This window comes from Bacillus sp. LH1 (genome assembly GCF_057924895.1).
Map to the genome: position 1 here is coordinate 2,404,091 of NZ_CM175007.1, position 14,424 is coordinate 2,418,514.

9 protein-coding genes and 1 pseudogene are annotated in these 14,424 nt (G+C 32.9%); all 10 read left to right on the forward strand.

Features of this window, described 5'->3' with window-relative positions; genetic code table 11:
* The first annotated feature begins 19 nt into the window (after window positions 1-19).
* The 10 genes and pseudogenes from ACX9TM_RS12605 (at window position 20) to ACX9TM_RS12650 (ending at window position 14,422) form a co-directional block, all read left to right on the forward strand.
* A complete protein-coding gene (locus tag ACX9TM_RS12605) occupies window positions 20-898 on the forward strand; it encodes a helix-turn-helix domain-containing protein (protein WP_000397979.1) in 879 nt (292 codons plus the stop codon).
* Between the two features lie 139 nt (window positions 899-1,037).
* Window positions 1,038-1,316 (forward strand): AbrB/MazE/SpoVT family DNA-binding domain-containing protein, encoded by a 279-nt coding sequence (locus ACX9TM_RS12610; RefSeq protein WP_000842216.1) that lies wholly within the window; start codon window positions 1,038-1,040, stop codon window positions 1,314-1,316.
* Window positions 1,317-1,931: 615 nt separating this feature from the next.
* Entirely contained in the window at window positions 1,932-3,182 is a 1,251-nt protein-coding gene (locus ACX9TM_RS12615; protein ID WP_001032376.1) for a hypothetical protein, read from the forward strand.
* Between the two features lie 67 nt (window positions 3,183-3,249).
* Entirely contained in the window at window positions 3,250-4,008 is a 759-nt protein-coding gene (locus ACX9TM_RS12620) for a TSUP family transporter (RefSeq protein ID WP_000347993.1), read from the forward strand.
* A gap of 253 nt (window positions 4,009-4,261) precedes the next feature.
* Window positions 4,262-4,921: a CatB-related O-acetyltransferase gene (locus ACX9TM_RS12625; protein WP_000876937.1), complete on the forward strand. Its 660-nt coding sequence runs from the start codon at window positions 4,262-4,264 to the stop codon at window positions 4,919-4,921.
* Window positions 4,922-5,250: 329 nt separating this feature from the next.
* Window positions 5,251-6,564 (forward strand): D-alanyl-D-alanine carboxypeptidase family protein, encoded by a 1,314-nt coding sequence (locus ACX9TM_RS12630; protein ID WP_065382283.1) that lies wholly within the window; start codon window positions 5,251-5,253, stop codon window positions 6,562-6,564.
* 92 nt (window positions 6,565-6,656) lie between these two features.
* Window positions 6,657-6,782: pseudogene (locus ACX9TM_RS12635) on the forward strand (acyltransferase family protein); the annotation flags it as partial.
* A gap of 167 nt (window positions 6,783-6,949) precedes the next feature.
* Complete coding sequence (locus ACX9TM_RS12640) at window positions 6,950-7,540, forward strand: SGNH/GDSL hydrolase family protein (protein ID WP_065382282.1); 591 nt, start codon at window positions 6,950-6,952, stop codon at window positions 7,538-7,540.
* A 1,058-nt stretch (window positions 7,541-8,598) separates the two neighbouring features.
* On the forward strand, window positions 8,599-9,852 hold the full coding sequence (locus tag ACX9TM_RS12645) for an MFS transporter (protein WP_000858621.1): 1,254 nt from the start codon (window positions 8,599-8,601) through the stop codon (window positions 9,850-9,852).
* A gap of 13 nt (window positions 9,853-9,865) precedes the next feature.
* Window positions 9,866-14,422, forward strand: a complete 4,557-nt coding sequence (locus tag ACX9TM_RS12650) for a non-ribosomal peptide synthetase (RefSeq protein WP_072770283.1) — start codon at window positions 9,866-9,868, stop codon at window positions 14,420-14,422.
* Window positions 14,423-14,424 lie beyond the last annotated feature (2 nt).

The window sequence follows — 14,424 nt, forward strand, 5'->3', positions numbered from 1 at the left end:
TACATTTGAGGGAGGAAAGATGGAATTCTACAATCTTGGTATTATTATTAAAGAACTTAGAAAGAAAAAAAACATGTCACAATCTGAATTATGTCATGGAATATGTTCACAAAGTCAAATTAGTAAGATAGAAAAAGGTATTATTTATCCATCTAGCATATTGTTGTATCAATTATCTGAAAGACTTGGTATTGATCCAAATTATATATTCGCACTAACCAAAAATAAAAAAATAAAATATATTGAAAATGTAAAATGTGTAATGAGAGATTGTGTGAAACAAAAACAATATAATGAGCTTTACGAAATAGTAAAAAAAGAGAAAGATGAGAATAATTTTCAATCAAAAGAAGATAAACAATTTCTATTATGGCATGAAGCGATTGCTATATATTATGTAAATGGAGCAACAAGTAATGCCTTTGACATTTTAAATAGAGCACTAAAACAAACCTTAAGTAGTAGTAACTTTTTATCAGAAAAAGAAATAAGCATAATGAATTCAATTGCTATAATACATGCAGAAAATGAAGAGTATGAGAAAAGTATAAATATATTAAAACAAAGTTTAATTAATTTTAATAAGATAGAATTTCCTAGAGAAAAAGAAATCAAATTAAGACTCATTCATACGTTAACAAAATGTTTACACCTTGCAAATCAATATGAAGAAGCAATAAAGTATAGTGAAATAGGTATAAAATTAGCGATAAATATGAATACTTTATACTTATTAGGTGAATTATTTTTTGAAAAAGGTGCAATTTTATTGAAAGTTCAGCACTCTAATGAAGTTGGTTTAACAGACATAAAAAAAGCATTATTTATATTTGAACTAACTGAAAGAAAACAATATATAAAAATGATCAAGGAAAAATATATTAAAAATCAAGAATAAACAAGAAAGAATTCTAACATAAACTATTCCTAATTGTTATTTTTTCTAAAAAAAGTACTGTAATACGAACTATTCCTAATTGTTGTTTATTGCTAAAATAAATACCGTAATATTAGATAAATATAAAGGGTGGCATTTTATGAAATCAAGAGGAATTACTCGTAAAGCAGATAGCATGGGGCGTATTGTTATTCCAATGGAAATAAGACGGAGTTTAGGAATTGTAGAAAAAGATTCTCTTGAAATGTTTATAGAAGAGGACCAGATTATTTTACGAAAATATCAATCTCCAAGAGCTTGTGCACTTACAGGGGATATTTCAGACAGCAATATTTCGTTAGCGAATGGGAAGATTATTGTAAGTCCAAACGGGATGGAACTGTTAATAAAGAAGTTACAGCAATATCTTTTAAAATAAAGTGAAACTTTAATCAGGGGGAGTTTTGTTCATCCCCACTGATTATCAGACCTCACCAATCTTGCTTTTATGGGCAGCCCGAACCCCCACCTAACTTCTTTGCTTCCGCTGTATTTTAAGGTAGGGGTCTTACTGCCCGGCAAATAGCGGGGTAAAAGGTAAGTAAGAACTTTAAAATAGAATATACTTGAAAAAAATTCCTCTATCAATTTAGGGGTTTTTTTATTGTTATCAATAAAATTGAGGGGCCGTAGTTCGTTCAATGGAATACGAATTACTTCATAAATAGTCTGACTATTTTTTATAAAAAAACTATTCATTTACATTTTTTGGTTTCGTGTTATATTTTTAATGTTAACATAGTTGTATTGAAAATTCTGATTTTAAAATTAGGAAAACTTTAGAAAATGAAAGAGATTTTTAAATTAAATTTACCAATTCAATAGAGGTTCGTCGGGGAAATGTACCTAAGAAGAAATCTCTTATAATCCACGTTTTTTATTTGTAAATCGGTAGTTCTAATAGCTCTGACGAAAAGCGAAGGAGCAAAAAAGAAATGGATAGTTTGTTTAATAGAAGATAGGGTATAAAAAATAAAACAACGGAGGTTTTATAATGAATAAAGGAATACTGCAGATTACAGAAATTGAAGAAGTTAGCATTCCTAATGTATTGAAGGATAAAATGAAGAATCTGATAGAAAATGAATTGAAAACTCATAATCCTTATACTTGTGATCAAGAAATAGCAGCATATTTTTCAAAAGAGTGGCTTAATTGTTTGATTGACTATTCAAAGAAAAATCCGAATTCAGATATGAAAAACCTACTACATATAATAAAAATAGCGAATTGTGGCGGAAACGTACCACCTACTCTTATTAAAAATACTCCATGTGATCCTATGGAAACACTATTACCTGGGGAAAATCGCAGAGGTTTTAATTATGGCGAAGACGAACACGATAGAATGAAAAAATATTTTTATGCAGAATGGGTCACATGGCTTTTTGCCACACTTTTTAATTATGATGCTTTAATTCACCCATCCGAACATGCAGGGAAAAATAGATTTCATCTTATTTCACCTTTAAACAACGATGAAGTTTTGCGAAATGTCGGTGCAAGCACCGGTGGCGGGAACTTTTATCAACATAACGATGCCACAGTGTATACAGATATGAAAGACCAATCAGATATTGAAGCAAGATTGAAAACATTCAATACGAATTTAGAAATTGTATCAAATAGACTTAATAAATCCGTGGAACGAATAGTGTCTGAAATTACTTGTGGAAAATTTACTAGAGTTGATGCTCTTTTATTAAAAGGAGTGTTAAATTTAAAAACTCAAACTCATATTGGAACGCCAAAATTACTGCAAAAGCATCTTGAAGAAAATCACTTCAGTAAAGATGACATATTGGCGATAAGTAAAATGCCTATTGCTCATATCGCAGGAATGGCGGATGGTGAAATATCGGGATTTGTAGGGGAAATAAACCAAATCATATTTTTGGATGATAATGGTGATATTATTGCAACTTGTTTGAATGGAGCGGAAAATAGATTAATTTATGTGGGAGAAAGTGAAGAAGAAAAATTGAAATTTGACATGTTTTTAGAACTCTTACGAACAACGCCTACTTATAAGGTTCCACTTACATCTGAAGATTTATTACTTATACCAAATTCATACTATGGTAAACAAACAAATGTAACTCATGGTAGGGAAAGGTTATCTGAGGAAGAATATAAAATCCCGATTGGAAATAATAAATATGGAAGAAGAATTGTTTGCAGACAATACGTTTCCAGTCGATTACGTGATCAAAAAGAAAGTTACTTTACAGATTTAATTAACTAGTTTAAAGAGAGGAGGGACGATGGGGAGGTTTGGGTTATAATAGCTCAAGCCTCCCCATATTCTTTGTATGGATTTTACTATTGAATTACTTATACTACTATTTTTAGTAGCTGTATTAGCAGGATGGATAGATACGATTGCTGGGGGCGGTGGTATGATAACTATCCCGATAATGTTATTAGTAGGTATGTCTCCTTCTGTAGCGATAGCGACTAATAAACTACAAGGGAGTAGCGGAACTCTCATGGCAACAGTGTTTTTTATTAAGAAGAAAGAAATTAATCTTAAAGAAATGCGTTTGTCCATCTTAATGACCTTTTTGGGATCCGTTTTCGGTGGATGGCTTGTTTTACAGATACGAGCAGAATATTTAATCATGATATTACCTTTTTTACTTATTATTATTGGTCTTTATTTTCTATTATCTCCAAATATAGCAAACGAAGATCGACCGAGAAAAATAAGTATGTTGTTGTTTGCGTTAACAGTGGCTCCATTCCTTGGATTTTATGATGGTTTCTTCGGCCCAGGAACAGGTAGTTTAATTGCTTTAGCGTTCATTCTTTTATGTGGATATAGTGCTACGAGAGCAACTGCAAATGCTAAAATCTTGAATTTTACAAGTAATTTCGCTGCTTTGTTATATTTTATTATTTTTGGCCAAATCGATTGGACAATTGGGTTGATTATGATGCTTGGTCAAATTATAGGATCGTATATTGGAGCGAAGATGGTGCTTACAAAAGGGACGTCATTAATACGACCAATAGTGGTTATTGTTTGCTTTGTCATGGCAATTAAAATTTTTTTACAAAATATAAACTAAATGTAATCAATATATTATCTGGATCAAAGTTAGAGTGTTTTCATGTTCTTATTGCAGTATTACGCTGTTTAAGATGTGTTCAAAATTACACAATTTGACTAGTGTAATATATTGCGTTATGCTTTTTTATAGTATAAAAGAAAGGCTTGAAGATAATGATTCGTCGTTTGAGAAAGCTAAAAAATGTAGCAGTCGTAGTAAGCTTCTAAGTAAATAGCAAAATATATAATACTTAGAAGCGAGGAATAAAGTTATGAAGTATCCATTATTTAATCATTGGTCAGAAACAAAGTATATAAAAGATATAGTAACAAATCCACTCATTGAAGTAGGAGAGTACTCCTATTATTCAGGCTATTATAGCCATCAAAATTTTGAAGATGGCTGTGTAAGGTATTTGTGGGGAGATGCTAAGTCTCAAGCACTTTTCAATCCAATTGAACAGATGGGATGGCATCTTGATAAACTCATTATTGGGAATTATGTTTGCATTGCAAGTGGGGTAGTCATTTTAATGGGTGGTAATCATAATCATCACTCAGAATGGATTACAGTATATCCATTCGCTGAGCAAATCAAACAATCATATGAACCAAAGGGCGATACAGTCATTCAAAGTGATGCTTGGATTGGAATGAATGCTATAATAATGCCTGGCGTTACTATTGGTGAAGGGGCAATTGTTGCTGCAGGATCTGTCGTAAGTAAAGATGTTCCGCCGTATACAATAGTTGGTGGAAATCCTGCTAAGGAAATAAAGAAACGATTCACTGATATAGAGATAAATATGTTAATGGAAATGCGTTGGTTTGATTGGGATAGGAAATTGATTGAGAAGGCAATTCCGCTGTTATCTAGTCCATCCATCGAACCATTATTTGCTTTTTATAAAAATGAAGTGAAAAATAAATAAATCAGTTAGAAAAACTACATCCAGTATAGGGTGTAGTTTTTTATTTTTTGTAAATGTGGAACAAATGTATTATTTAGATTGTCTATTAACTGTAATCCTAAAAAATATGAAAGTGTGAATCATTTTGAAAAATATAAGGGGATTAAAAATAAGGATATGTGTGGGAATACAAAGTATTAGCGCACCTAAAAGTGTCGGATGAGGTGGTCTATATGAAAGCGATTCTAACGTTTTATATGTATATACAATTTGAGAACACTGTCTATTTTTTGCGGGATTATGTTAGAATAACGCTTTTTTTGAGTACAAAGAAATTGGAGGTAACAGAAGTGAAAGGTATGTTTTGCAAGAGAGTTATTGCAATAGTAACAGTGCTTACAATATTTTGTAGCATGGTCGTTACAATTGGAAAAGCAGCAGCGGAAACAGATCCTGCTATAGACGTTGAAGCAGGATCAGCAATTTTAATAGAAGCAAATTCCGGGAAAATTTTATATGAAAAAAATGCAGATGAATCATTGGCAATTGCTAGTATGACAAAAATGATGAGCGAATACTTAGTTCATGAAGCGGTGGATAAAGGAAAACTTAAATGGGATCAAAAAGTTAAAATCTCTGAATATGCACATAAGATTTCGCAAGATCGTTCACTATCAAATGTTCCATTAGAAAATGGTGGCTCTTATACGGTAAAAGAGTTATATGAGGCAATGGCAATTTACTCTGCAAATGGTGCAACAATTGCTTTAGTTGAACAAATTGCTGGTAAAGAGGTCAATTTTGTAAAAATGATGAACGATAAGTCAAAAGAGTTTGGTATGAAAGATTATAAGTTTGTAAACTCTACTGGCTTAACAAATCAAGATTTAAAAGGATATCATCTAGAAGGGACAACTCTAGAAGAGAAAAATAAAATGTCTGCAAGGGATTGTGCAATTTTAGCACAACGTCTTATTCAAGATTTCCCCCAAATATTAAATACAGCAAAAATTCCTAAAAAAACATTCCAAGAGGGTGGTAAATATCCAATTGATATGGCGAACTTTAACTGGATGTTAAAAGGCTTAATTAAGCAATATGAAGGTGTAGATGGTTTGAAAACAGGAACTACTCCAGAAGCGGGAGATTGTTTCACTGGTACAGTAGAAAGAAATGGTATGCGACTAATTTCTGTAGTGATAAAAGCAAAATCTCATACGGCACGTTTTGATGAAACAAAGAAATTATACGATTATGGATTTGCGAATTTTGAAGTGAAGAATGTCTACGGAAAAGATTCAGTAATAAAAGGACATGAAACAGTTCGAGTGGCAAATGCAAAAGAAAAAGATGTAGTAGTTCAAACGAAGCAAGCTGTTGCACTTCCAATGCCGAAGGGCAATAAAGACATTTATAAAAAAGAATTTAAAGTATCCAATATGGAACAAGGAGCGCCTATTAAAGAGGGGGGAACTATTAGTAAAATGATTATCTCTCCTAAAGATAATACAGATTCTGGTTTCTTATCAGGTAAATCATTACAAATAGACCTTGTAACAAAATCTGATGTCGAACAAGCAAATTGGCTTACACGTTTTATACGTAAAACAGGATCTTTTTTTAGTGGTATGTGGGATCGTTCGATTGATATAGTAAAAAGCTAATTTTATAGGATACAACTAAATATTAGTTTGAAACAAAAGATTTCAAAGTACTATAGATTCTTATGTGGATAGCTTGGAATGTCAGGGTGTAATTTTTTCTTCTTACTTTGTGCATTGCAATGACACTACTTTTTTCTATAGTTTCATATCATTTAATCGAAAAGAAATGTATCAACTGGGCGAAACAAAGAACAACAAATTTTTTGAAAAAAGTATAATTCCTAGATAGATTTTATTTCTTTAGTAAATATATGAATATGACCGATTCTGAATGTAAATATAGTAAAGTGGAATATAATTGAAATCGAAAACCACTTAGAAATAACAATTACGGTGTGAGCTATTGTATAGTATAGATATGGTTAATAATAAAGGGGGAATACATATGTGGAAGCGATTTGTAGCAATTGGCGATAGTTTTACAGAGGGGATAGGGGATGAAGTTGAGGGAATTGCATTAAAAAGCTGGGTAGATCATTTTGTTCAACTGTGTGAAAACGATATAGAATATGCCAATTTTGCAAAGCGTGGGTTAGTAACTGAAGAAATTCGCTTGCAGCAATTGGAAAAGGCGTTAACTTTTAATCCAGATTTGGTTAGTCTCATTGCAGGGGCAAACGATGTTTTAAAAGGACGTTGGAATCATGATGCATATAAGAACGATATGGAATTTATGATAGATACATTAAGTAAAGCAGGGGCTGATATTATTATAGCAAACCTTCCAGATTTTACAGTTAGGCTTCCTTTTGTTTCTGAAAAAAAACAAGTAATAAAAGAACAATTATTAGAGGCAAATGAAGTTATACATTCACTGAGCAGAGAGTATAAGCTTCATCATGTTGATTTTTGGAATCATCATTTAGTTAATGACAATACGCTTTGGTCTAAGGATTTAATTCATCCAAACTCAAAAGGATATGTAAAAGTTGCTGAATTAATTTTTAGTAGTTTGCCTGTACAGAAGACAAAATAATAGTTTGCAATGTAACGAATATGATATTAATTGTATGAAGCTATGTTTTTTAGTAAATAGAAAGAACTAAACATTTAGCAAACAAAGCGTTTCTACGATATATTTCTACAGTAGTGCACAAATACAGAATCACAAAGAAAGATCACTTATGGAAATAGGTGGTCTTTAAATGTTTTTATAACTAAATTAGTATATACTGTATTACTAACAGTTTCGTACTACATAAAAATTAAGTTCTCTTATAGAAAAACTGATTTTATATTATCTTAAAATATAATAAAACGTTCAAAACATATTTTGGGTATGTATCCTAATTGTGAATGATGTGTAATTTTTTGAAGTATAAATATCCAATAAATAAAATAGGTAGTAGGTGCAGAAGTATTAATACTATATTATTCAATTCTTGTTATGAGTACATTAGTGATTGGTAATATTATATTTTTATTATCAACTTTAGTTATTGGGATTAATTTGCATAGAAAATATGTAGGATAAGAAAAAAATATACTTTATTGTATATTTTTTTTGTTTAGTAGGATTTACGGTCTCTTTAAACTATTATGTTAATAAAATTAAAAAACTTAATTCTTGATACCCTTATGGTTAAAGCTATCTATAAAATGAAAATATAAATAAATAATAGTTTGTTATGATTTGTGGATTTGGTTTTTTATCCGAATTTTCTGATTCAAATATTTCAACTTTATGAATATAGTAGGTGAAATATTTGTGTGATAGTATTTGAGATAGAAAAAAGCCAACTTTAAAAAGGATGTGAATTGAATGTGTAAACGACTGTAAAGGGTTATATTAAGGCAACGTTTAGCTGTTATTAGTGTAAGGTAAAGATATATTTTGTAACAGTTGATATAAAAATGAAGAAATAGGTACGCTTTCGTTTGTCTGACTATTTTAAATATATGAAAAATAAGACCGGTTTGAGTTTTGGCGAAGTTAAATTCTAGGTGAGATGTCAATAATGATTAATTAGGTTTAATAAAGAGGTACCTTATACGCAAAAGCGTTTATATTAGTAACCTAAGGAGCTTGCTTTTATGAAAACTACTGATTCAAAAGGCCTATTAGGAAATAGGGTTTATTTACAAGTTTTCTCTGCCTATTCATTGCTTATGCTTGGTGTTTTTATTGATATGTTAGCGATTATGACTATAGTTGGGTTTGAATGGGAAGTAGATCCTACTATGATTGGATTGATTCCTGTTGCATATGCACTTCCTGGAATTATTTTTGGCTCATGGGCAGGTGTTATTGCAGATCGTTTTAGAAAAATTCCAATTATGATGTTCTGTAATCTAATGGTTGGTCTAATAACAATTGCTCTTTTATTTGTACAAGATATCCACTGGCTCTTAGTGGCATTAATGATTCGTTCCATTTTTATTGTTTTCTATTATCCTGCACAGCAAACACTAACAAGACAGATTGTATCCCCGGACTTGCTTACTAAAGCAGTAAGTATCAACGGAATAGTAGAGCAGGGTACAAAGATAGTAGGCCCCCTTATAGGGGGCATGTTGTTGAGCTGGTTTCAACCAGAGTTCTGCCTCATTATAAGAGCTATAAGTTGTTTATTAGCTACCTTAGTTCTCATACCCACAATAAAATTTAAAGAAACTATATCGAAAGAATTTGTTGAACAGCAAAAACAAAGTACTTGGACCGCTTGGGTACAAGGGTGGGGTTATGTGTTATCTAATCGGATAATATTATCAACCATGATTTTCGTTACAATAGCCATGGCGGTATTACAATTAGTAGACTCACAATTCCCAACTTTATTTAAGAGCTTATTCCCACATGATAAAAGTAAAATGGGATATATCATTTCTATTATTGGTCTTGGCGGAATACTTGGTGCATTACTAACTCAGAAATTAAAACAATTTCAATATGGCTGGGTAGTATGTGGAGGTATGGTTTTAATGGGAATTGGTTTTGGGGGGATTGGTTTGATAACGCCCGGTACGGTCTTCGTTTTAGCTTATTTAATTAGTTTTATCGCTGGTATCGGAAGTGGGCTGATGCTTGTATCTAATCAAGTCATTTTACAAATAGAATCCGATCAAGATCAAGTAGGAAGAGTATTTGGTATACAAAGCAGTTTAACAAACGCAGTTCTAATTATTTCTCCTGCTATGAGTGGTCCATTAGTGCATTTGTTTGGAGTAACTCAACTCTATGTTTATGGAGGGATTGGGCTTGTTATTATTGGAGTAATTGGAGTTTCACTGCAGAAATATTTATGGGCTAAACATAAACACGAACCTATAAGAGCAAATAATTTTTGAAGGGAAGATTTTTATGACCAATGAGGAATGCTATCCATTAAGCCATCCGCAGCGAAGAATATGGTATACAGAAGTCGTTCATTCTGATAAAGGAATATGTAATTTAAGATTTTTATTTAAACTTCATCGAAAAATGAATTATTCAAAATTAAACCAAGTTGTGAATCGCGTTATCAGTGAAAATGACGGTCTGTGCATTAGGTTAAAAGAAAATGGGCATCAGGAACCGAAACAATATTTTACTAAACATGAAGAACAAGAATTTGAGTTTTTTGATTTCAGTAATGTGGAGAATACAAATTTGCTTGAGGAATGGATTGAGCAGAAAACAAAAGAAACGTTTACATTATTTAATTCAAATTTATACTATTTCGCTTTAATAAAATTAAACGATAATGAATGTGCAGTCTTTGGAAATGTTCATCATATTATTATGGATGGTTTATCAATTCAAATATTTACTGAGCAGATTGCAAAATATTATTATGACATGCATAACGAGAATGAGGAAGGCGAAATTAAAAATTCATATGTTCAATTTCTGACCAACGAACAAACATACTTGAATAGTAGTCGCTTTCAAAAAGATCAAAAATTTTGGTTAGAGGAATTTAAAACACTGCCATCTGTGACTGGATTGAAGCCTTATAATACGTACCAAGTTAGTACAAAAGCATCACGTGAGACGTTTATATTAACGGAACATTTGAAGAGAAAGATAGAAAAATTTTCTGAAGATTACAAAAATAGTTTATATACTCTTTTTGTTGCTGCTTTTTCGTTGTCCATGTATCGGTGGACCTCATCGCTTGATATTGGTTTAGGAATGGCTTACGGCAACCGTATGACTAAAATGGAACGAAAATTGATTGGAATGATGGTGAGTACAGTTCCTTTAAGAATGGATATTGATCCAGAAGAAGAAGTACTTTCATTTATTAGTAGAGTGTCCAGAAAACAAAGTAAATCATTAAGACACCAGAAATATCCATTTGATTTGTTATTAAAGCAGATTAATAAAGAGAATAACAGTAATGTGAGACTTTTCGGAACTACGATTGATTATAGGGATCGTGATGAAAGTGGTGACTCACTATGGATTCCAAACCGTGAAGAAGTACAAGATTTTGCAGTTCATATTGAAAATCTAATTGATATAGACTCTTTACATGTACATATTGATTATCGTGAGGAGCTATTTTCTAAGGAAGAGATAGAACGATTCTTTAACGTTATGCTAGTGATACTGGAAAAAATTTTTGAAAACCCAAAGCAGAAGGTGGCTGAAATAGAAATCATTTCTGAGGAAGATAAAAGAAAAAGTTTAGTTGAGTTCAACAATCCTAAACTGGATGTCCCACCTCAAGTAACTATTCATGAAATGTTCGAACGGCAAGCGATGATTTATCCAAATGCTATTGCAGTTACGTATGAAAAAGAAAAAATTACTTATAAGGAGCTTAATGAACGTGCAAACCAGTTAGCTCATTATCTGCAGAAAAAGGGAGTAGGACCTGATACTTTAGTTGGACTGTGCGTTGAACGTTCCCTCGAAATGATTGTAGGTATTTTAGGAATTTTGAAGGCTGGTGGGGCTTATGTTCCACTTGATCCAACATATCCAGAGCAGCGACTTCAATATATTTTAGAAGATGCTAGCATTCAGTTATTCGTAACGCAAGAAAGTTTAAAAGAATTGAACTGGTTACCAGAAAATGTTGAGTCGATTTGCCTGGATTGTGATCAAGATGAGATTGGGAAAGAAAGTAAGACTTTGCCGGTTTCTAGTGTCGGTCCCCAAAATCTGGCATATGTGATCTATACTTCGGGATCAACAGGAAATCCAAAAGGTGTTATGATAGAGCATCACAATGTTATACGGTTATTTAAATCGACGGATTGTTTGTATCAGTTTAATGAAAAAGATACTTGGACGCTTTTTCATTCGTATGCATTTGATTTCTCAGTATGGGAAATTTGGGGAGCGTTATTATATGGTGGAAAATTAGTTGTTGTTCCGTACTGGATTAGTCGATCACCTAAGGATTTTTATCAAGTATTGGTGGAGGAAGAAGTCACAGTTCTAAATCAGACACCTTCCGCATTCCGCCAATTAATACGAGTGTGTGAACAAGAAGATAAGAATAAAAATTTGCAGCTGCGTTACGTGATATTTGGCGGAGAAGCGTTAGAACCTATTGGCTTGTTACCGTGGTTTCAAAGGTATGGGGAGAAAAAACCACAGTTAATTAATATGTATGGAATTACAGAAACTACAGTTCATGTTACATATTATCCAATTACTCTAGATGATGTGCAGCATGCTTCAAGAAGTAATATTGGAAAGCGGATTCCCGATTTAGAAGTGTATATACTAGACGCTTATCAACAACCTGTTCCTATAGGTGTTGATGGTGAACTTTATATTGGTGGAGCAGGATTGGCACGTGGATATTTAAATAGACCTGAATTAACAGCAGAGCGTTTTATATCTCATCCATTTAGTAGTAATCCGAAAGCAAGATTATACCGGACAGGAGACTTAGCTAGATATTTGCCAGATGGGAATCTAGATTATCGTGGAAGAATTGATCATCAGGTTAAAATACGTGGTTTCAGAATTGAGATTGGGGAAATTGAGTCTACTTTACATACATATGCATCTGTAACAGAGGCAGTTGTAATTGTAAGAGAAGATCAGCCGGGCGATAAAAGATTAGTAGCATATGTTGTAGGAGATGGAAATGTAGATGCGTGGAGAGAGTATCTTAAAGCGAAACTACCAAGTTATATGGTTCCTTCGGGATTTGTGGCGATGGAAGCTATTCCACTTACAGCTAACGGTAAAGTTGATCGTGAGGCCTTACCTATGCCAGAGGAAAAGCAGATTAATAGTGAATGTGTTGGCCCTCGGAATAGTAACGAACAGATACTGACTACCATTTGGAAGCGAGTATTAGGTGTTAAAAAGGTGGGAATCTATGATAATTTCTTTGAAATTGGTGGCGACTCGATTCTCAGTATTCAAATCATATCTCAAGCAAGTCAAGTGGGGTTAAAACTTACTCCAAAGCAAATGTTTGAATGCCCAACTATCGCTGAGCTGGCACAAGTGGCTATAGAAACGCAGGGAGTACAAGCGGAGCAGGGAATTGTGATAGGTAATGTGCCTCTTACTCCAATTCAGTGCTGGTTCTTCGAGCAAGAACATCCACATACAGAGCATTGGAATCAATCAATGCTTTTAAGAGTAAAAGAAAGATTGAATGTGAAATTACTAGAGGGAGCGATATTAAATTTACTGAAACATCATGATGCTTTACGTTTCCGGTACGAACAGTTACCAAACGGAACGTGGAGGCAGAGAAATGAAGGGACTGATGAGCTGTCAGTACTCCATGTTGTAAAACGTAATCAAGTTAATGAAAAAGAGTGGAATAAAATAATACAAGAAGAGATGAACATTAATCAAGCTAGTTTCAATTTAGTTACTGGTCCGTTAATGAGAGTAGTGTACTTTGAAGATAACTTGACTGGAAATGATCGAATATTCTGGGTGATTCATCATTTAGTAGTAGATGGAGTGTCATGGAGGATTCTATTGGAAGATTTACAGGTGGTATATAACCAGATGAAACAAGGTCAAGAAGTTCGCTTACCTGCGAAAAGTACATCTTTTAAAGAGTGGTCTGAACGACTCCAGACATACAGTGATTCGGGTATTTCAAAAGAAGTACAAAATTATTGGAATGAACAAGTAGAAAAAGAAACGATGAAAATTCCAATGGACTATCCAATACAAGAAACAACAGAAGAATCGATTGATCAAGTGACGAGGACTCTAGGAATAGAAGAAACACAAACATTGTTATACGAATTTCTAGTCACTCATAAGACAAGGATTGATGAGGTACTATTAACGGCATTAGGACAAGCTATCGTTGATTGTATAAATCAGCAAACCGTTTCTATTCATCTAGAAGGACACGGAAGAGAAGAGATGATTGAAGGTATTGATTTATCAAGGACAGTGGGCTGGTTCACGAGTATTTATCCCGTTCATCTCAATTTTCAAGGAACTCAGACACCTATTGAAGGGTTAAAGGCTGTCAAAGAACAATTACGTCGAATTCCAAATCGCGGAGTTGACTATGGTATTTTACGTTACTTGAATAAAGGATTACTTCCGTTTTATCAGCAAAAGCCTTCAATAAGCTTTAACTATTTGGGCCAATTTGATCAGGTGTTTTCAAGGGACTCTTTGTTTATGCAAGAGACAGGATTTACATTTTTAGATCATGCTCCAGATTCCAAACCGTCTCATCTAATTGATGTTATCGGAATGGTGAAAGATGAAAAGTTACATTTTATTTGGATGTATAGTAGGGAACAGTTTTCTAAATTAAAAATTCAAGTGATAGCAGATGGTATGTTAAGGCATCTCCGTCAACTTATAAATAAACCAACAACAGAGTCTGCTTTTACGGTATCAGATTTTGCTGATGCAGAGGATCTTACGGAAGAAAGCTTAAGCAAAGTATTACTTAAATTAACAAAAAAGAGGGTGTAAAA

Excerpts from the sequence above, each read along its gene's own strand:
- ACX9TM_RS12625 (WP_000876937.1), top strand. The coding sequence starts at position 4,262 with ATGAAGTATCCATTATTTAATCATTGGTCAGAAACAAAGTATATAAAA.
- ACX9TM_RS12615 (WP_001032376.1), top strand. The coding sequence starts at position 1,932 with ATGAATAAAGGAATACTGCAGATTACAGAAATTGAAGAAGTTAGCATT.
- ACX9TM_RS12620 (WP_000347993.1), top strand. The coding sequence starts at position 3,250 with ATGGATTTTACTATTGAATTACTTATACTACTATTTTTAGTAGCTGTA.
- ACX9TM_RS12640 (WP_065382282.1), top strand. The coding sequence starts at position 6,950 with ATGTGGAAGCGATTTGTAGCAATTGGCGATAGTTTTACAGAGGGGATA.
- ACX9TM_RS12645 (WP_000858621.1), top strand. The coding sequence starts at position 8,599 with ATGAAAACTACTGATTCAAAAGGCCTATTAGGAAATAGGGTTTATTTA.
- ACX9TM_RS12610 (WP_000842216.1), top strand. The coding sequence starts at position 1,038 with ATGAAATCAAGAGGAATTACTCGTAAAGCAGATAGCATGGGGCGTATT.
- ACX9TM_RS12605 (WP_000397979.1), top strand. The coding sequence starts at position 20 with ATGGAATTCTACAATCTTGGTATTATTATTAAAGAACTTAGAAAGAAA.
- ACX9TM_RS12650 (WP_072770283.1), top strand. The coding sequence starts at position 9,866 with ATGACCAATGAGGAATGCTATCCATTAAGCCATCCGCAGCGAAGAATA.